This is a genomic window from Kitasatospora sp. NPDC051914, from assembly GCF_040680995.1.
Lineage (GTDB): Bacteria > Actinomycetota > Actinomycetes > Streptomycetales > Streptomycetaceae > Kitasatospora.
Genome location: NZ_JBFAXX010000010.1, coordinates 79878 through 100485, shown reverse-complemented (window position 1 = coordinate 100485; position 20608 = coordinate 79878). Strand labels below are relative to the sequence as shown.

General features: G+C 73.5%; 9 protein-coding genes and 2 pseudogenes. 8 read left to right on the top strand and 3 right to left on the bottom strand.

What is annotated here, in order from left to right; all coding sequences use genetic code 11:
• Nucleotides 1-347 precede the first annotated feature (347 nt).
• From AB0M03_RS09410 to AB0M03_RS09390, 5 genes are all read left to right on the top strand, one after another.
• Nucleotides 348-2519 carry a WD40 repeat domain-containing protein gene (locus AB0M03_RS09410; RefSeq protein WP_363490188.1) on the top strand — a complete coding sequence of 724 codons (2172 nt, stop codon included), beginning with the start codon at nt 348-350 and terminating at the stop codon, nt 2517-2519.
• Nucleotides 2520-2769: 250 nt separating this feature from the next.
• The gene (locus AB0M03_RS09405) at nt 2770-3255 is read left to right on the top strand and encodes a hypothetical protein (protein ID WP_363490186.1); all 486 of its coding nucleotides are present in this window, start codon (nt 2770-2772) and stop codon (nt 3253-3255) included.
• Between the two features lie 67 nt (nt 3256-3322).
• The gene (locus tag AB0M03_RS09400; protein ID WP_363490184.1) at nt 3323-5236 is read left to right on the top strand and encodes a hypothetical protein; all 1914 of its coding nucleotides are present in this window, start codon (nt 3323-3325) and stop codon (nt 5234-5236) included.
• Nucleotides 5237-5557: 321 nt separating this feature from the next.
• Nucleotides 5558-6541, top strand: coding sequence for a hypothetical protein (locus tag AB0M03_RS09395; protein WP_363490182.1), 984 nt, complete (start codon nt 5558-5560; stop codon nt 6539-6541).
• A gap of 6 nt (nt 6542-6547) precedes the next feature.
• A complete protein-coding gene (locus AB0M03_RS09390) occupies nt 6548-14746 on the top strand; it encodes a nucleotidyl transferase AbiEii/AbiGii toxin family protein (protein WP_363490180.1) in 8199 nt (2732 codons plus the stop codon).
• A 774-nt stretch (nt 14747-15520) separates the two neighbouring features.
• Here the strand turns inward: AB0M03_RS09390 and AB0M03_RS09385 are convergent.
• Both AB0M03_RS09385 and AB0M03_RS09380 read right to left on the bottom strand, forming a co-directional pair.
• Nucleotides 15521-16156: a TetR/AcrR family transcriptional regulator gene (locus AB0M03_RS09385; protein ID WP_363490178.1), complete on the bottom strand. Its 636-nt coding sequence runs from the start codon at nt 16154-16156 to the stop codon at nt 15521-15523.
• Between the two features lie 323 nt (nt 16157-16479).
• A complete protein-coding gene (locus tag AB0M03_RS09380) occupies nt 16480-16842 on the bottom strand; it encodes a transposase (protein ID WP_363490176.1) in 363 nt (120 codons plus the stop codon).
• A gap of 201 nt (nt 16843-17043) precedes the next feature.
• Between AB0M03_RS09380 and AB0M03_RS09375 the strand changes: the two genes are divergently transcribed.
• Complete coding sequence (locus AB0M03_RS09375; protein WP_363490174.1) at nt 17044-18180, top strand: NAD(P)/FAD-dependent oxidoreductase; 1137 nt, start codon at nt 17044-17046, stop codon at nt 18178-18180.
• A 131-nt stretch (nt 18181-18311) separates the two neighbouring features.
• Here the strand turns inward: AB0M03_RS09375 and AB0M03_RS09370 are convergent.
• A pseudogene (locus tag AB0M03_RS09370) lies at nt 18312-19113 on the bottom strand (hypothetical protein).
• Between AB0M03_RS09370 and AB0M03_RS09365 the strand changes: the two are divergent.
• Nucleotides 18994-19359 (top strand): annotated as a pseudogene (locus AB0M03_RS09365) (FCD domain-containing protein); the annotation flags it as partial. The pseudogenes AB0M03_RS09370 and AB0M03_RS09365 sit on opposite strands and share 120 nt — an antisense overlap.
• Before the next feature lie 494 nt (nt 19360-19853).
• Nucleotides 19854-20498 carry a DUF4232 domain-containing protein gene (locus tag AB0M03_RS09360; RefSeq protein WP_363490172.1) on the top strand — a complete coding sequence of 215 codons (645 nt, stop codon included), beginning with the start codon at nt 19854-19856 and terminating at the stop codon, nt 20496-20498.
• Nucleotides 20499-20608 lie beyond the last annotated feature (110 nt).

Sequence of the window (20608 nt, the reverse complement as noted above, 5' to 3'; positions counted from 1 at the left end):
TCGCCACGGCGTTTGCCGTGCCGCGGGTGCCGACGACGCCACGGAGAACCCCCGTCAGTTCGTCACCCGCGCACCGGTGTTGCCGTTGCGGACCGCCCGCCCGCCGATCGGGTGACGGCGGTCGGATCACGCGGCGGGCGCCGCGAAGGTGACCGGACCGGGAGCCTGACACCGGCCCGCCCGTGGCGAGCCGCCGACCGCGCACCTGTGCGTTCTTGCGGCGTGCGGCGTCTGCCGCCCGGCGGTCCCCTCTGCTGCTTCTCCGACTCGACGATCTTGGAGGCCTGGTGCCCGGCAAGGTTCGCTTCACTGCTGGATCGCATGAACTCACCTCTGGAAGACTTGAGTTGACGATCGAGGAGGACAGCGCCCTGCTGGTCGAGCGTCGGACACCGGCAGGGGAAACGGTCCGGCGCGGGCAGCTGGACCAAGCAGTGCCGCAGCGGCTGCTGGCCGCCCTGCGCGCCACTCCCGGCACACCGGCGCCGCCCGCGGCGGAATCCGCCGGCCGGCCGGCCGCCGCGGACCCGGCGGCACGGCGGCTGACCGTCGGCGACACCTGCTGGACGGACGGGACCGACACGCCCGTGCCGCCGGCGGCGAGGCTGGTGGAGGCTCTCGCCTTCCAGCTGCTCCAGCCACTGGAGTTCGGCCAACTCCCGCTCGCCGTCCTGCAGTCGGAGACGGTGGGACCGGAAGTCACGGAGGTGCGCCCGGCCGCCGCCATCGGTACGGTCGACGGACGGCCCGCCTTCGCGCTGGCCGAGGGCGGGCAGGGATTCGAGCTCGGCCGCCTCGGCGAAGGCGGCTCGCTGGGCGGCTCCGACGGCGGGGCGGGTCTGGTCCCCACCGCGGTCGCACTCGGCACGGCCGGCGGCCGGGAGCTGTTCGCGGTCGGTGCCGTGGACGGCTCGGTCCAGGTCTGGGACGCGGCCACCGGCGTTCTGGTGCACGGCACTTCGGGCGGCGAGGGCACGCAGGTGGTGGCCGCCGCACTGGTGCAGGGCGTCCCGCTGGTGTTCTCCGGCGGGCACCGGGGCGAGGTCCGTGCCTGGCAGGCCGAGGACGGCAAGGCCCTCGGCCTGCTCGCCGTCGGCAGCCTGGGCGTCCGGGCCCTGCTCCACGCCCGCTGTGCCGACGTCGACCTGGTCGTCGCCGGCGCGCCCGACGGTACCGCCCGGGTCTGGAACGCCTCGACCGGCGCGCAGCTCCACCTGCTGGTCGGCCATGAGGGCCCGGTCACCGCACTGGCGGTGCTCCCGCTCGGCGACCAGGCGCTGCTCGCCACCGGCGGACAGGACCACACGGTCCGGCTCTGGGACCTGGCCACCGGCCGGCCCGTCGCGGTGCTCACCGGCCACTCGGCCACCGTCACCGGCCTCGCCTTCACCGAGTCGGACGGCCGCCCCGTGCTGGCCTCCACCGCCCTCGACAACACCCTGCGCACCTGGGACGTGCACACGGGCACGGCACTCGGCGGCCGCCCGGCCGGCGGCGGCTGGCCGACCTCGCTGGTGGCCGTCACGGTGGCCGGTACCGACCTGCTGGCCTCCGGCGACGAACGCGGCCGGATCCGGCTCTGGGAGATCGCGGGCGGCAAGCCGGTCGGTGCCTGCGAGCCCGAGCGGTCGGCCGGTACCGGCACGGCACCGGTCAACGCCCTGGCCGTCGGCGAGCTGTACGGACGGCCGCTGTTGGTGGCCGGCTACGGCGACGGCCGGGTCCGGCTCTGGGACGCGGCCACCCGGACCGAACTGTACGGCCTGGAGCCCGACGGTGGCCCGGTCGGCTCGGTGGCGGTGCTGGCGTCCGCGGACGAGCCGGTCCTGGTCTGCGGCACCGTCGCGGGCGCGGTGCGCTGCCACCGGCTGCGCGACGGCTCGCCGCTCTCGGTGCCGACGCCGCACGCCGGCCCGGTCACCGCGCTGGCCTTCGGCGATCCCGTGCCCGGAGCGGCGGCCGTCCTGGTGTCCGCCGGCGCCGAGGGCACCGTCCGGGTCCGGCAGGCCGCCGACGGCGCGCCGGTGCGGCAGTTGTCGGCCGCGCCAGGGGACGGCGTGGCCGCCCTGGCGGTCGGCGAGGTGAACGGCCGCCGGCTGCTGGCCACCGCCGGGCGTGACCGCTCCGTCCGGCTCTGGGACCTCGACGGCGGCCAGGCCGGTCCGGTGCTGACCGGGCTGCGGGAGCCTGCCGCGGCCCTGGCGCTCGGCAGCCTGGCCGGCCGGGCCGTCGTCCTGGCCGGCTGCGCGGACGGCTCCGTCCTGGGCTGGGACGTGCTCGGCGGCCACACCGTCGGCGACCTGGCCGGCGGCACCTGCGAGGTCCGCTCGCTGATCTGCCGCGAACTCGACGGCGAGGTGCTGGTCGCCGCCGGGGACACCGCCGCGACCCTGCGGCTGTGGCACCTGGCCAGCGGCGCGCTCGTCAACGAGGCCCAGCTGGACCGCACTCCGCTGGCCATCGCTTTCGACGGGGCCGGCCTGCACGTCGTCGGCCCGGGCGGCGCGCTCGCGCTTTAGGGCCTGTCCGGCGGATCTTGCCGGGTGCGCGACGCCGGATCCTTCCCAGCCTTCGGCCGGGAGGCGCCCCCACGTCCGGACGCACGCCCGAATCGCCCGAGGACGTCCAGTACGAGGCCGACTCGGGTGGACGTTCGGACGGGCGCCCGACGTCGCACACCGATCCGCCGTGAATTGCCGGACCGTGAATTGCCGGACAGGCCCCAACCACAACGCCGTCCGTTCGCCCTGAACCCCGGAGTCGGAAGCCATGGCATCGAGTTCCTTCAGCATCAACCTCGACGAGGTCGACAACGCCGCCGCGATGATCCGGCGGATGCACGACGACCTGGAGGAGGCGTACATCAAGCTGTCCACGTACGTCGGCACCGTCAAGGACGACATCTACGGCACCGACCTGGTCGGCAAGTCCCTGGGGGGTGCCACCGCCTCGGTGATCGGGCTGGCCGAGCAGCAGAAGAAGGCCCTCGAGGCCGTCAAGGCGTTCCTGGAGAACACCGCCCAGGTCGCCGCCAACCTGAAGCTGATGTGCGGCAACCACCGTGGCAACGACGCCGAGCACTCCGGGTTGCTCGCCGGGCTCGCCGCTGGTCCGGCCGTTCCGCTGCGGTCCCTGCCGGAGGCCGGGTCCGGGTACGTCCCGGCGACCCCGCCGCCGCTCGGCCACAACCACGCCGACGACCGCCCCGAGCCCCCGAGGCCGTCGCCCGGCGCCGGGCACCCGAACCTGATGTGACGTCCGGCCCGCTCCGCCCCGGCATCCGTCCGCCCCACAGCCTCGACCAGGAAACGAGTGACCCACGGTGAAGATCGAACTGCCCGCCGACCTCGAGGACGTGCTCAAGACACTGCAGAGCAACGACGAGGGCAAGGACGTCCTCTTCCCCGACGGCAACGAGGAGCGCATCAACGACCTCGCGGCGGCCTGGGCGGAGTTCAACGAGATCGCCGACGCCCGGATCCGGACCATCTGCGGACACGCCCAGGAGGCCTTCGCGCACATGTCCGGCGAGGCCGCGGACGCCTATCAGCGTTACCTGGAGAAGTACGCCGCCGGTGAGAACTCGCACGCCGGAACGGTCCTGACGGCCGGGAAGATGGTGGAGGTCCACCTCAGGGGAGCCGCGACGGCGATCACCGAGACCAAGAACGAAATGATCAACCAGCTCGAGTACGCGAAGAAGTACATCGAGGAGAACCCGGCGGGCAAGAACGACGACATCGCCCAGTCGGAGGGCATCGACTCGGCGGTCGAGCTGTACCACGGCTACGTCAAGGGGGTCACCGGCGGCGTCGACACCATGCTGCGGCGCGGCGCCGACCACAGCGCCGCGACCGAGGCGGCGACGCAGGTGTGCGACCTGACGGAGAAGAAGGTCCCCGGCGGCGGAACCGCCCCGCCCCCCGGCACCGGCATCAACTCGCTCACGCCCCCGCCGCCCGGCCTGGGCGACACCGGCACGGGCGGCGGCGGTACGGAGAGCGGCGGCCCCGGCGGCGGCGGCCCCGGCGGCGGCGGGCCGGGCGGCGGCGGGCCGGGCGGCGCGGGCGGAGGCGCCGGCGGCGGGCAGCCGAGCAAGGCGGGGAACATCAAGCCGTACCGGCCGCCGCAGGTCAAGAACCCGCACCTCGGCGGCGGACTGGGCCCTGACGGGAAGCCCCTGTTCAAACCCGCCGTCCAGCCGCCCGGTCTCAGCCTGGCCGGCCACCCCGCCTTCCGGGGCGGCAGCGGCGACGCCGCCGGGCTCAGCCCCTGGTCGGGCGGCGGGGCCGGCGGCGGCAGCGGTTCGGGCGGCGGAGGCGGCTACTCGCCCGGCGTGCCGGGTGCCTTCGGCGGCCTCTCCGGTGCGGCCGGGTACGGCCGCGGCGCCGGGACGGTCGGCGGCACCGGAGCGACGGGCGCCGCGGCGGGGCGCGCGGGCGGGACGGCCGCTGCCGGCACGACGGCGGGTGCCGCGGGCCGGGGAGCCATGGGGATGCCCGGCGCCGGAATGATGGGCGGCGGCGCAGGCGGCGCGGGCGGCGGAAGGGGCGGGACCGGCAACCGGTTCGTCCGCCCGACCCGCTTCGGCGGCAAGGAGGAGAAGGACGACCGCCGCCGCGGCGCGGACACCGGCATCCTCGGCGGCGACCAGGTCGAGCACCAACAGGTGAACCCGTACTTCGAGCGGATGCGGCGCCAGTGGCTGGACGAGGCACGCGGGTCGTCACCTGGTGAAGGCCCCGCGGCGGCCGCCGCCACGGCCGCCGCCCAGCCGGCCGCGGCCGGCGGCGACCTGATGACTCAGCTCGCCGGCGCACTGCTCGGCACCGGGACCTCCCCGGAGGACACGGCCGGTGCGGCAGCCGGCACGGGCGCGGCCACCACGGCGGCGGCGACCGGCGGGGACACCCCGGCGGCGGCCGGACCGGCCGCCACGGGCACGGCGGGGGAGACGAGGCAGGCTGCGGCGGCCACGGGCGGCCGGGACGCCCCGACGGAGGACGCCTACCTGGAACGGGCCCGCTCGGCGGCCGAGCGGCGCGGACGCCCCGACGCGGAGGCGCCGGGTGCGGCAGCGGCGTCCGCCGGGGGCGGCGCGGGCGGCGGTGCGGCCACGGGCGGCGCGCCGGCGCCGATCCGGCAGGAGGGCGGCTACGACGTGCCCAGCCCGTTCCTGCGTGCGGCGCTCGTCCGGATCGCCGGCACCTCGGCGGAGGGCGCACCCCGCACCTGAAGTGCGCACGTTCCCGTCCCGCAGCACCCCCGTCCAACCGCTCCGATCTGATGAGGAACCGTCATGACCTCCGTGGATGAACCGTCGCAGTTCCGGCAGGCCGAGGCGGTGACACCGTGGCGGGCCGCCATGGAACCGCAAGCCGCGCCGCTCTGGGGCGACAGCGCCGCAGCCGCGGCCACACCGCACTACCGCCAGGCCTCGCCCGGCACGCCATCGGGGACCGGCCACCCCGACGGCACGACCCCGGCGGAGGCGACGCCGGTCGGGACGGGGGCGGTCGAGGATCCGTTCGGCACGAGGCCGGCGTTCGTCCACCCGGTGACCGAGGCCGTCCACCCGGCCGCGCCCGCTGCGCCTGCCGAGCCCGTTTTCCCGGGTGCCGACGGCACCCCGGCGTGGTCCGGGGCGTCGGCCGGAGAGGAGTTCGTCGCCGCGCGGCAGGGTTTCGTGCCCGGTGACACTCCGGCTGCGGCTGTTGCCGGTGAATCCCTTGCCGCGCGGCAGGGTTTCGTGCCCGGTGACATCCCGGCTGCGGCTGTTGCCGGTGAATCCCTTGCCGCGCGGCGGGGATCCGCGTCCACCGGCGATCCGTTCGCCACCGTCATGGGAGATCGGTCGGCCGCGGCCGGGGTCGCCGCCGACGGTGCTGTGCCGGGCGTTCGGGCGGCCGTCGGCCAGGCTCCGGACGGCGGTCCGGTGTCCGGTGCGGCCGCGGCTGCGGCCGCGAGCACGGAGGGCGCGGCGCCCGGTACGCTCCGAGCGGCTGCGGGCAATGCGGTGACTCCCGGTGCGGAGGGCGCCCTGAGGGGTCCCGACGGGGCGTTGTCGGCCCTTCGGGGCGGCACGGAGTCGGCCGCCCGGTCCGGTTCCCCGGGTGTTGTCGCGGCCGGCGGGTTCGTGGCCATTCCCGAGCAGTACCGGGCTGCCGCCGGTCCCGTACTGGGCGTGGCCGACCAGCTCAGGGAACTGTCCACGGGCCTGAGCGCCTACATGCTCGGCATGCACGACAACGCCCCCTGGGGCAACGACGATTCGGGCAAGAAGTTCGCCAACGGCGAGGACGGCGAGCCGGGCTACCGGGCCAACGCCCGGGACGTCATCGAGGGTCTGAAGGCGCTGCCGCAGGTCGTCGAGACCATCGGCAAGCGGCTCAAGGGCCTGGCCGACAGCTACGAGGACTCCGAGCAGTTCAGCCTCTCCGGCTTCGGCGAACCGGAGCTTCCGGCGCCTGCACCCGGGCCGATCGGCTCCGTCTACCGCGACATCGCGTCCGGCCGTACCACCAACCCCGGAAGGCACTGATCCGCCATGGCCGTTGAGCTTCCCGAGCCCCTGCAGTGGGTGCTGATGCTGCTTGCCGGGTCCCGCTGGCCGGAAGGCGACGAGGACCTGATGCGGGACATGGCGCGTCGCTGGCGCGCCGCCGCCGAGACCGTCGACGAGTCCGGCCGGGCCGCCGACTCCGCGGTCAGGCGCGCCCTCGACGGCCAACAGGGCGCCTCTGCCGAGGCGTTGGAGAAGCAGTGGGCCAAGCTCGTCCTCCCCGTGGAGGGCGACAAGCCCGGCTTCTTCCCCGGCATGACCAAGGCGTGCAACGCGATGGCCGACGCCCTGGAGGCGATGGCCAACTCCACCGAGACCGCGAAGATCTCCATCGTCGCCCAACTCGGCATCCTGGCCTACGAGATCGCCACCGCGGAGGCCGCCGCACCGGTCACGGCGGGTGCTTCGTTGGCGACCATCCCGGCGGCTGTCGCGGCGAGCCGGGAGACGGTGAAGCAGATCCTGAGCCGGCTGGCCAAGGAGATCCTCGTGATCGCGTTGAAGGAGGCCTTCCAGGAGGTCGCCATCAACCTGCTCGCCCAGACCATCCAGCTCGCGGCCGGCAACCGCAAGACGCTGGACGGCAAGGAGCTCGGCATGAGCGCGGCAGGGGGAGCGGTCGGCGGTGCGGCGGGAGGCCTGGCCGGCAAGGGCCTCGGGGCGGCCGGCAACAAGCTCATCGGCAAGCACATGGACTCGCTGCCCGCCCAGATGGTCCACGGCGCGCTGAGCGACGTGGCCGGCGACGTGGCGGCACAGCTGGCCACCACCGGCGAGGTGGACGGGGCCGGCCTGGGCGGCTCCGCCCTCAGCGGTGCCGGCAACGTCGGCGTCATGCGCGGCGCGTCCGCGCTGAAGGGCCGGTTCGCCGCCGGGGACATCCCGGACACCGGCGACCTTCCGCAGTCCGGCGGCGACGCCGACCCCGAGACCCGCATCCGTCGGCCCGACGGCTCGTCGGCCCCGTCCCCGGCCGACGCCTCGCCGAGCCCGTCCTCGGCCGACGCCTCGCCGAGCCCGTCGTCGCAGCCGTCCCGGGCCTCCGCCCCCTCGTCCTCCGGTGACCGCCCGGACCCGTCCGACACCCCGCCCGGCAGCCCGGCCCCGACCGGTGCCCCGGCCCCGTACCCTTTCTGGTCGGACGCGGACGCACCGGCCGCCGCCCCGCGCGGCACCACTCCGGAGCAGTCCGACGCACCGCGCGCCTTCTCCACCACCCGCAGCGGCTCCCCGGACACCACCCCGACCGCCGGCGCCACCCCCTACCAGGGACCCAGCGGCACCCCCACCGAGACAACCACCCCCCACAACCCCCTCACCCCGTACGAGGCCCCTCCGGCTCCCACCCCGCTGCACGACTCCACACCCGAACACAACGGCCCCGCCCCCGACTCGGACGACACCCTGACATCCCGCCCGGTCACAACCGAGGCCGATCCGGATCGCGACACCACACCGCCGTCCACCATCGATGACGCGTCCGTCCCGCGCACTGCACCGGAGGGCCGGGCCGAGCAGGCCCCGCCGCCCGCGCCGCCTCACGCGGAGCCGGAGGCCTCCGACACCCCCGCTCCCACCACGTCCCGTCACACCGCCCCGGACAGCCCGGCCGTCGACCAGGACACCCCCCGGCAGCCCCCGACCGCTTCCCCGGCCGACGGCACCACCCGCATCGCCTCGGGCCCGAGTGCCCTCCGGACACCGCCAGTCGCTCCGCCGCCGGGCGGCAGCCCGGACCTGGTGCCGCCCCCGCCGCCCACGGCTCCCGACGTTCCCCCGTCCGGCAGCGTGCCTCCGCCGACGTCGGCCGCTGCCCCGTCGGCCGCCGGTCCGGGCGCAGGTAACCCGGTCCCCGGTTCGAGCACCGCAGGGCCGAGCACCGGCAGGACACCAACCGCGAGCCGTACCCAGCAGAACCCGCCGGGCCGAGGCTTCTTCGGGCGGTTCTTCGCACCTTCCCCGCCGCAGGACACCGCCGACGACGGCGCCGTGGTCAGTCTCACGACGGACCCGGAGGCGTTCCTCGACAGCAACCTGGTCAAGTGCGACATGCTGGAGGGGCTGATGCACCGCATGGCCCCCGGCTGGAACAAGGCCCACTGCAGCGCGTTCCTCAACTGGCTCAACCAGAACTCCGAAGACGGCAGGACGCACTACTTCGTCCTGGCCAAGGTGCCGGCCGAGAAACTGACCACCCTGCCGGGCGGCGGCGCCCCGAAGCCGACGGGCACGTACGTCCACCTGCTGACCCCGGCGGTCGAGAAGTACGCCGCCGAGATCTCGGCCGACCCGGTTCTCAACAAGCTCCCCCCGGTGCCCTCCGACCGGCTGACGTCGGACCGCCCCTACCTGGAGGCGATTCACGTCCCGTACCTGAACGGCGCCCCCTCGGTCCTCCCCGACAGCGCGGGCGCCCCGCCCAGGGTGAGCAACGTCGGGGTCAGCACCGTCCCGACCGACCCGGTCGAGGCCGGGAGGCCCCAGTTCGTGGTGACCCCGCCCATGAACGGTTGCGCTCTCGCGGTCACGCCGGGCCCGGACGACGGCAGCTTCCTCGCGTGGCACTTCCAGAGCCCCGACAGCAACTCGACGGCCGCGGACGCGTTCCGCGAGCATTTGCAACCGACCGACTGGTACGGGCACGACAAGTACCACCACGAAAGGCCGGGACAGCCCCCGATCTGGGGAGCCACCAACATGCTGTGGTGGGACTCCTCGATGTCGCGCTGGATGATCCTGACCCAGGAGTACGCCGGCCAGCCGGGTGAGCCGGGCGGGCGTGAGGACTCCTACACGGTGGGCCTGAAGGTACCGACCGCCCGGACCGTCCCGCCCCAGCCGGACCAGTTCGCGACCGACCAGGCCCAACCCGATCCCTCTCAGACCGATCCCTCTCAGACCGACCAGCCTCCGATCGGCCAGCCTCCGATCGGCCAGCCTCCGACCGGCCAGTCGTCGATCGGCCCTTCGGATCAGCCGAGTTCGTCCGCCCCGCCGCCGGACTCACCGCGCTCGGCCGACCGCACGGACCGGGCGGCCCCGCCGCCGCCCCCGGTACCGCCCGCCGTACCGCCGACCCCCGGCACCCCGGCCGTGGGAGGCCCTTCCTCGGTCGGAGTACGGCCGCCCCGCAATGACAGCCAGATCTCGTGGCAGGCGGAGGGGTTCGACCACCGGTACTTCCAGACCGTCGGGGCGGACCGGGTGACCCAGCTGGTCGACGGCCTGCCGACGATGGCACCGGAGGACCGCGCCCGGGCACTGGCCGAGCTGGAGCCCGAGCACCGGCGGTGGATCGGCCGGAACCACGCCCTGGTCGACCGGCTCCGCGCCGAGCTGCCGCCGGTCGAGTTCGCCGCCGTCGCGGTGCAGTTCATGCTGCACGTCGACCCCCGGTGCGAGCAGCCGGCCGCAGCGCGGACGGCCGCCGAAGCGGCCCTGACCGACATGCTCCGGGATCCCGACACGACGGCGAGGCTGCTGAAGAGCGGGGCCGGCGTCACGGTGGTTCCGAAGGACGTGAAGATGACCGAGGTCCCGGGCTTCGGCAACCTGGCCGGCACCTACACCGGCGGCGCTCCGGGGGTCGGCCGCCTCTGGGACGACGTCCGGGGCTCCGGCGGGCTGCACACCGCGATCACCGAGGAGAACCTGCTCGGCGAGCACACCACGGTCGGCCCGGGTTTGCACTACGAGGACGGCTACTCCACCACGACGCACGAATTCGCCCACACCATCCACCAGTTCGGCCTCTCCGACGAGGACAAGCGTCTGATCACCGAGGCGTACCAGAGCAAGATCGCCACCGACGACTTCACCCGGATGTTCGGCGAGGACAGCCCGATGAACTGGTCGGACGGCAGGCGCTGGAGCACCAACCCGGACTTCGACAACTACGGCGCCACCAACGAACTGGAGTACTTCGCCCAGGTCACCAACGCCTACCTCGGCACCAACCACGGTGCAGACCCGTACACCTGGGACGCCCGGGCGAACGGCCGGGCGTGGGTGCGGGCGAACGAGCCCGAGCTGCTGCCGCTGCTGGAGAAGCTGTACGGCACCGGCCGGACACCGTTCCCCGCCGGCGCCAACCCCGTCGCGGCGAACGACGCGCTCGCCGACCTGCACCGGCTGTTCGACACCAACACGTCGTCGCCCGCAGGACCAGCCACCCGGGTCACCGCGCCCTCGCCCTCCGCTCAGGCACCGGGCGGGACAGTGCCACCGCCTCCGCCCACCGGTCCCGGGCTCCCGCTCGGGCCGGTCCGGAATCCGTCGACCGACAGCCTTTCCACCGACACCGCGGACCACACCGTCGACGCGAACGACACCTCGAGGCCCGAGGACGTCGAGTCGGAGTTCAGGTTCGGCATGGCCGCACTCCTCCAGTCGGAGATCCGGCGGGTGCTGGAGCTGGACGAGAGTCTCAAGCGATACGCGGATGCAACGCTCACCCTGGGGGGCGGCGGCGGAGTGGCGGCCGTCGACTACCGGCGTCCCGTCAAGGACCTCGACATGCGGCTGGACATCCCCCGGTTCACTCCGGCGGACAGCAGGAAGGTCCTCGAACACCTGGCCGTGAACCTTCTCACGGACGGCCGGATCGTCGAGCCTCCCAGTGGCAACGGGGCCGCGAGGAGGCCGACGACCGTCACCGGCCGGTACGGCGTCATGGTGGACCCCCAGGGCAATCCCAGCACCTCGGCCGCTCCCGGTGCCGCAGGCGTCGAGGTGAGCATCACCCTTGCCCCCGTCCAGTCCACGACGCTGCCGTTCCATCCGGTCGTGGACCCGACGGAGAAGGTCGAACTCTCCGTGGTGGCCCCGGAGAGGCTTCTGGAGGACAAGCTGCGGGCCATGGCAGGCCGCCCCGCCAACCCGCACCACCCGGTGAAGATCGCCCGTGACTTCCGGGACATCGCGACCATCACCGCCAAGCTCGACCCGACCGAGCTGGCGCGCGTCAAGACGGCGATCAGCACCTCCCAGCCGGACAAGCAGCTGGCCCAGGCGCTGGCCACCGTCAAGGACACGAAGGCCATCACCAACAGCATCAAGCGGTACACCGACGCCGTCAGGGACGGGAAAGTCGCCGCGGACGGTCCACCGGCCGAAGCCCTCCGCGAGGCCCGACTGGCGGAGGAGACGGCGAAGAGGGCCGAGACCGCGGCGCGCGAGGCACTCGACACGGTCCTGAAGTCCTCCGAGGACAGCGGAGAGAACGGGGAGGTCGATGCAGCCCGGCAGACGCTGGACGACGCCGTCCAGGCCAGGAAGGCCGCGACGGCCGCACTCAAGCAGGCCGGGGAGGCGCTGTCCGACCACCTCCGCCAGAACGTCACCGAGGCCGGATCCCCGATGCCCAAGGAGGAGTACGACGCGTTCCGCGGTCTCTGGCTTCCAAGGCCGACCAACCGGACCGGCACGGCCAATTCCCCTGCGGCAGCCGGTCCGTCGAACACCGCCACCACCGCCGGACCGAGCGGAGGCAACCGGACACCCCAGAGCGTCGCACCCGCCCCGGAGACCCCCACACAGCCGCCCGCCGCACCGCCCACGGTCGTGACCGGCCCGGTGACGACCCGGCCCGTCGTGTCCGACCCGGCACCTCGGTCCGGTGGGGGCTTCGGGTCACCGGGCCGGGGCGGCGCGGGGACGGCACCGCGGCCGACCGCCGCGTCCTTGACGCTCGGACCGGTACGCCCGCGCAGCGGCGGCCCGTCGCTCCCCGCCGCGCCCTTGACGCTCGGCCCGGTACGCCCGCGCAGCGGTGACCACCCCTCCTCCTCCACGTCGTCGAGTCCGTCCGACGGTGACATCGAGATGATCCCCGCCGACGACACGGCCCGGTCGCAGGACCAGAACACGTCGGGGCCGACAGGGACCGACGCACCGCCCCCTCCGCCGGTCACCGTGGACCACGGCGGCGACGTCTTGATGACCTCGTACGAACCCTCCACCGGACACGGCAACGGCAGCGGCCTCAAGCGCGGCCGCGACGAGCTGTCCCTGCGCGTGCAGCCGACCGACCCGGACGCCCCGCCGGCCACGCGCCGCCGCACCCCGGCGTACGAGAACAGCGACGCGGTCCTCGACGGCCGCGGCTACCGGCGCGCGAGCGAGGAGCAGTACGAGGCCCTGGAGAAGCTCACGCAGGGCGAGCGCTTCCCGCTGCCGACCCCGGAGCTGCTCCACCTGGTCAACCCGCACATCGCCCCGGCGGGCCCCGCGCCCGGCTTCCGCTTCGGCAACGACCTGCACAGCTGCCTGGAGAACGTCGAGGCGTACCGCGACACCCACTTCGGCCGGCCCCGCCCCTCTGGGCAGACCCTGACCGCCACAATGGAACTGCACCCCGCCTGGATGCTCCAGAAGCGCCACGACCTGCCGCACCTGTTCGGCACCGGGCAGCCCGCGGTCAACGACCTCCTGACCAAGGTCCGGGACGGCGGCCCCGGCTCGTTCGCCACCGTGATGCTCGGCAGGGAAGGGGAGGAGGGCCACGCCGTCGCCCTGGTGCACACCGCGGACGGTCGGCTGCTCTGGGTCGACGCCAGCACCAGGCAGGTCCGCCCCGCGCGCGGGGACGAACTGCCCGACAGCCGTGCGGGCGACTGGAAGGTCTGGGCCGCGGCCGTCGACCGCAACGAGAACCGGCTCCCGGGCCTGACCCCCGACCAGAACTTCCTCGCCGCCTTCGGCGCGACCGGCGACCCGGACGGCCCCGAACCCGACGGCCCCGAACCCGACGGCCCCGACCAGACCGGCCAGCACGACCAGGACGTCGCCGACCACGCGGACGAGGACGAGCAGCAGGAGGACCCCGGCGTCCCGCCGACGCCCGAGCACGCACTGGCCACGTCGCCCGTGCAGTTCCTGGAGGACAACGTGCTCTCCCCCTCCTGGGAGGACGGGATCGAGGTCCGTACCCCCGGACTGCTCGACTGGAACGAGCGGCAGAACTTCATCCGGCTGGTCGGGCAGCAGTCGCAGCACTGGTTCGTCCTCGTCCCGGACCCCCGGCCCGGGAGGGCCCGGGCGGCCCAGAACGCGTACCTGCTGACGCCGGCGCTGGAGAAGTACATCCAGGCCGACCCGGAGAACTTCGGTCCCCTGGTGGAGGGCCGGGAGGGGCAGGTCCCCCAGGTGATGACGGCCGAGGGGAGCTACCTGACCTCGCCCTACATTCCCTTCAAGTCCGGTGCGACCAGGCTGGTCGACGGCCCGGAGCCCCGGGCCTTCGACACCTCCCTGATCGGTCACGTCGACATCCCCGTCACCAGTGAGGGGACCGGGCCCGGATCCGGCCTGGTGTTCACGGCCGGGATGAACGGCTGCGCCCTGACCGTCACCCCGAGCAGTCAGGGGGCCGACCACTTCACTGCCTGGCACTACCAGTCGCCCAGCAGCCGCGGCAGCAACTGGAAGGCCGCGATCTTCCGTCGCGACCACCGACCGACGGACTGGTCCGGCTGGGAGGAGTACGAGAGCGGAGTGTCGTCGTCGGGCACCAACTTCGAAGTGACCAACGTCCTGTGGAACCACCAGGGGCAGTGGACGATCCTCAGCCAGGAGTACCGGGAAACCCCGAACGGCAGTGCCGTCACACTCCGACAGCGCCCCCTGCGGCTGGACCCGCCGACCGAGAGCGACCAGGCGGTCCGCACCGCGCGGATCTACGCGGGGCTGGCCGAAATGGAACTGCGGACCTTCGAGCACGACGCCCGGCGACTCCTGGACGACCCGAGGTGGACCCCGGCCCAGCAGGCACTTCTGGAGGACGGGATCGCCGAATTCACCACCGTCGTGCAGACGCATCGCGACAACCTGAAGGCCCTCGGCCACGCCGACCCCCAGGTGGCCTTCGCGGGTCTGGCCACAGCCGTGACACCGCTCCCCGGCCCGCACCCGGGAACGACGACCTTCGCCGATCTGACGGCACTGGCAGGCCCCTTCGACAGGCGGCGCGGGGATGCCCGCATCCCCATGTACGTCGCCGCAGGACTGGAACCGGACCCTGAAACGGCCGAAGAACTCCAGCAACGCATCGAGAACTTCCTCCTCCCGTACTTCCCCAGGGCCGATGAACCACAGGCCTGGCCGGCACAGCTGCTGCACGAGGCAACCGACCATCCGTCCGCATCCGCCGAGCCTCCCACCGAGGAGGAGGCGGGCACGCCCTGACGGGCAGTCGGCCCCGACTCCCGGGCACCACCACGCGGGGCGCTTCACACCGAAGCGCCGCACCGGCAGTCCGCCACCCGGCCTGCCCGGTGCGCCGAGGCGCCCGGCGTCGGAACCCCGTCCCGCACACGGGCGGGGAGCCGACTGCGGCGAACGCAGGTGCCGAACGCGGGCCCGGGGACCACCTCGACGGCTGTTGCCCGGCGCCCCCGGGGCGCCCGCTCCGAAGCCGGGCCGAAGGCCGGTCCCGAGCCGGGGCTCTCCCGTTGTTCCCCGCTCGGCCGACCGTCCGGCAGCGCAAGTGCAAACCCGGGCCCCTCATCAGTGGGAGGCGGTGCGTAGGACCGACCGGCCGTCGTTGGACGCCGTGCACGGGACCGGCAGAAGGCTGCCCCAGGTTCTGGCCCGGCTCCTCGGCCCGGACCTGACCGCAGAAGAGGCCGGGCAGGCTCCGAGCACTCTCGAGCCGGTGCGACACCAGAACAGCATCTACGAGGCGACCGCACCAGCCGCCTTGTGCGTCGGGCCGTCCTGGCCCACCGCGTACGACAACGCGCCCACGACGGCGGACGGCGTGTGCGTGCTGCTTCCGGAACGGCCGGCTGGCCTCGCGTACGACAGCAACGACGCCTGCGTGAAGGCCGGCCAACGGTTCTGCGATGACGATCGGGTAGACGGCTGGCCGGCCATGGCCGCCCTGTGCGCCCTGAGGCCGATGCTGTACCCGGCCGTCGTCCCGTTCCTCGACGATCCCGGCGACGACAACCGCAGCCCCTACGCCACCGGCCTCGGTGAGGAGTGGCCGGTGCCGGGCCGATGGGAGGCTGTGGCCTTCCATCCGTGTTCGAGGAGCTCGAAGGCGGCGTCGACGGCCAGTTCGGGGTTCTCGGAGCGGTGGGCGAGGGCGGAGGTCTCCAGGGCGAAGCGGGCGAGGGCTGCGCTGCGCGGGTCGCCGGGCAGGAGGCCGGCGTCGTGGGCGATGGCGTGGGCGAGGGCGTCCTGGTGGCGCATCCACATGCGGTGGGCGTAGTCGCTGAGGGCGGGGGTGGCGGTGACCAGGTTGAAGAAGTCGGTGTAGCGGGGGCCGGTGCCGGCTGCGCGCAGGCGCACGTGCTTGACGTGCGCGCATAGCGCCTGGGGGATGCTCGTGCCGGAGGTGCGGTCATGGACGGCGGCGACGAGTGCTGCTTCCTGGTCGGCGTCCTCGTCGAAGACGAGGGCCTCCTTACTGGGGAAGTGCTTGAGGAGGGTGGTGGTGGAGACGTCGGCGGCTTCGGCGATCTCGTGCAGGGTCACCTGGTCGTAGCCGCGGGCGAGGAAGAGGTTCAGGGCGGCGTCGGCGAGGGCCTGGCGGGTGGCGGCCTTCTTGCGTTCGCGCCGCCCGGTCGGGGCGGGGGTCGGGGGTGTCATGTTGCCATCGTACGCAAAAGTGCCCGACTTAAAAAGTTGCACGGTTGCACTTTTTTGGTGGGTGTGTTTTTCTGGAACGGCGGTAGCGCGGACCACCGCCCCGCCCTTCATCTGTCTGTCCCTCCCTGCCCGAAAGGAGCGGATTCGCCATGTCCGATACCGCTTCCCTCTGATGCTGCCGATGATGATCCCGTCGTCATCGCCTCCACCATTGCAGGCAAGATCATGTCTGTCGCCGGCCGGTACAAGATCTTCCTCGTCCTCGGCGCCGTGGTCCTCACCGCCGGACTCGCCCTGCCGGCCACCATGGACGCCGGCACCTCCTACCTGCTCACCAGCTCCAGGGCATGCCCCAACGTCTGGCGTATCTCCAGCAGTTGGGCGCGGAGCCGGTTGATCTGGCGGGCCCGGTCGGCGATGACGAAGGCGTCCTTCGCGTCGGTCTTCCCTCGCCGCGGTAGGTGCCGGAGGCGCGGTGCACGGTCAGGCCGGTGAGGTGGGTCAGCTGCCGGCCGTGGCTGACCGGCAGGCCGATCAGCAGCACGGCACCGCCGTGGTTGAGGTCGACCGCCCCACAGCGCGTCCTCGTCGAGGGCCAGGACGTCCTGCATCAGCTCCAGCAAGGCCGTCTCGTCGTTCAGGACCCGGCGGGACAGCAGCCGTTGGCCGTCCACGTCGATCACCACGCAGTCACGGTCGAACGCCCGGCAGGCGACCTCGCCGGCGTTGCCCTGCTCAGCGGTCGAGTCGTCGCGGAGCTCTGGGCGACCAGGCCCCTTGAGCCATCTCGCGGTTGACACCGTGCCGGCCATGCCCAGAGCCCGCCCTGGGCGTACCGATCCTACGAATGATCAGTTCCAACCCGCCAAGAAAGGTAGGGCACCACCATGAACACCACCCGCACCCCCCGCATCGCGATCGTCGGAGCCGGCCCCGCCGGCCTGACCTGCGCCCGCATCCTGCAGCGCCACCGCATCCCCGTCACCGTCTACGACGGCGAGGCGGGCCCCGACGCCCGCAATCAGGGCGGCACCCTGGACCTGCACGAGGACAACGGTCAGATCGCCCTGCGCGAGGCCGGACTGTTGGAGGAGTTCTTCCGCCTCTCCCGCCCCGAAGGCCAGGAGATGCGCCAGATGGACCCCCAGGGCACGATCCTGTTCCACCACGTCCCCGAGGAGGGTGAACTCTTCAAGCCCGAGATCGACCGCGGCGACCTGCGCGAACTCCTCCTGAACTCCCTGACCCCCGGCACCGTCCACTGGAACCGCACCCTCACCGCCGTCGACGGCCCCGACCAGGGGCCGCGCCGCCTGCACTTCGCCGACGGCACCACCGTCGAGGCCGACCTCGTCGTCGGAGCGGACGGCGCCTGGTCCAGGGTCCGCCGCACCGTCTCTCCGGCCCTTCCGCAGTACAGCGGCGTCAGCTTCCTCGAAGCCTGGTTCCACGACGTGGAGAACAGGCACCCCGAGATCGCCGCACTCGTCGGCCAGGGCGCAGCCGCCGCCGCCGACGGCGAGCGCGGCCTGTTCGCCCAGCGCAACAGCGGTGACCACATCCGCGTCTACATCATCCAGCGCGTCCCCGTCGACTGGATCGGCGCCGGCGGCCTGACGATCCGCGACACCGACGCCATCCGCGCCCTCCTCCTGGAGAGCTTCCGCGACTGGTCGCCGGCCCTGCGCCGGATGATCACCGACAACGACGGCCTCTACGTCGACCGGCCCATCAACGCCCTCCCCGTGCCCCACACTTGGGAGCACAACCCCACCGTCACCCTGCTCGGCGACGCCGCCCACCTGATGCCCCCGCTCGGCGTCGGCGTCAACCTCGCCATGCTCGACGCCAGCGAACTCGCCCTCGCCATCGTGGGCAGCGACAGCATCGACGCGGCCGTCCGGGTGTACGAGAGCACCATGCTGCCCCGCTCCCACAAGATGCAGGAACTCCTCGACCACGGCGCCGAGGAACTCCTGTCCACCGAACTGCCCGACTTCGCCACCGGCCCCGACGCCCACTGATTCCCCGCGCGCCGAGGCAGCCCTCCCGCACCGGGACGGCGGCCTTCGCGCACCCGCCGGCCGGTGCCGCCGCGGTCGGCCCCGGCCGGATTCGATCGCCATGGCGCTCACTTCTCCCGGACGGATCGTGATCAGCTCAGTTGCGCGTAGGTCCCGGCCGCAGTGAACGCCTCGTCGATGGGCTTGAGGAGCTCGGCCAGGCGACGGGCGCCGGTCGCGCCGATCGGCGCCCAGAGCCCGACGCAGTGTTCGTCGGTCTCGACCTCGATCCGCTCGCGCGCCGCGGTGCCCGCGTCGGTCGCGGTCCCGTCGGTCTCCAGCCAGCCGCGGGTGACGAGACGTTCGGTGGCCGCAGCCCATTCCCCGTCGTCCCACTGCCGGGTGGCGCGCACGATCGGTGTCGGGAGCCGGCCGGTGGCGGTGTGGATGACGTTGCAGTCGCACGGTCCGAGACGGTTGTCGGCGAGGACGACGAGGTGCGCGTCTCCGCGCCACTCGCGCAGCGGTGACCTGCTGCCACAGTGCAGTCAGCGGGTCGGATGGCAGGGGGACGGATGCGTTGGCCGCGGCCAGCGGTTTGCCGGCGTAGTCGGCCGCGGTGACGACGGGGTCGATCAGCGATCGTGCCTCGGCTATCTGATCGTCCGTCAGGCTCACCCCGGAGCGCCGTGGCGCGTGCTCGGCGGCCGTGTAGCGGGCGGCCTGCCACCGCTCGGGCGGCGCGGCGTCCCATACGCCTGTCATCGATCGCACCGCCCGGGGGCTGAAGTTGTAGAAGGTCGCGAGAGTGACCTGCCACGCGACCGCGCCCCCTCCGACCGCCGCTGGCAGCAGCTCACCGAGGCCCGCCTGACCGTCGAACCGGACATGCTGCGCATGGCGATCGAGCGCGGCGACCTCGAATGGGAGACCCGCGTGCGTGCCGCGCACCACAGGCTGGCGCGAACCCCGGAATTCGACCCCGAACAGAGCGAGTACTACAGCGACGCCTGGGCCGAGGCCCACCGTGGCTTCCACCGCGCGTTGCTGGAAGGCTGCGGAAACTCCGTCCTGCTGGAGACCTTCGACCGGTTGTGGACGGCGAGCGAGGTGGCCCGCCGTATGGCCAGCCACCACACCCCCGACCGCTCGGCCCCCGATGAACACGGAGACCTGGAGCAGGCCGCCCTCGCTCGCGACCCGGCTGCTGCCACCGACGCGCTGGTCCGGCAGACGTACGGTGACAGCGCCATCGCGAAGAAGGCCGCCACCGTGATCCGCTGCCTCGAGCGCATCCTGGACGGCACCGCGCCCGGCACCCCGTCGACCTCCGTCGAGGCGAAGCCGCCCTCACCGTAGGCAACTGACGGGCCGACCGGCCGGACCGGGGCACCGCGAATCCGCGTGCTGTCGTGGTCCGTGGTCAAGGTCGTCAGGGTCACGGGTCTGTCCCGGCGGGCGGCGACGGCGGCGGCGGTGCGCGGCGGCCGGGCGAACGGACGTCCGGGCAGGTCGGCGGCGGGCCGCGGCCCCGGGACGGCGGGCGGGTGCGGGTGGTTCGCGGCCGTACATGTCACAGCACTGTCCTGAGGCCCGTTCGGGCGGAACGGCTCGTCCGGGCGGGCGGTCCTGGTCTTCGGAAACCCGCTCGCACCGAGTACCAGGCACCGCCGCCCCAACCGGAGGAAAACACCATGCGCGTCCGCAAGCTCGCCTTCGCCACCCTGGCCGTCGCCGCCGCCCTCTCCCTCACCGCCTGCCAGGACGGCGAGGCGGGCACCGCGCAGGGCGCCCCGACCGCGTCCACCGGTGCCTCCGCCAGCGGCGCACCGGCCTCGGGCGCACCGGCCTCCGGTGCCCCGGGAAAGGGCAGCGCGCCGTCCACCGCCGCACCGGCCGGCTCCACCGGGGCCGGTAAGACCGCCAAGTGCCGGACCGCGGACCTGACCATCACCGCCGCGGACCGCACCGTCACCGGCGACGCCGACAACACCGTCGTGGTCGAGCTGAAGAACCACAGCGGCAAGGACTGCACGCTCTCCGGATACGCGGGCGTCGACCTGAAGACCTCCGCGGGCACGCTGTCCGCGAAGCGCTCCGGCGAGCCGGTCGTCGCGGGCGTCGTGAAGAACGGCAAGTCGACGTACTTCGGCATCAGTTACCCGGCCGACACCTCGGGCGGCTCCGGCGTCCGGATCACCGGCCTGGTGGTGACCCCGCCGGACGAGACCCACTCGGTCACCCTGTCCTGGCCGGGCGCCGGCTCGCTGCCCGTCACGGACGGCAGCGGCTCCCCGGTGAAGATCGGCCCGATGGGAAGCGCCGGCCAGGGCGAGTGACCACGGGCGCTCCGCCCTGGCCCGGCCCGTCGGCGGTTGTGCCGCTTCCTGCGGACCGTCTTGCCGACCAGTGGATGCAGCGCATCGCGGTGCGCAGGTACCGCAGGTGC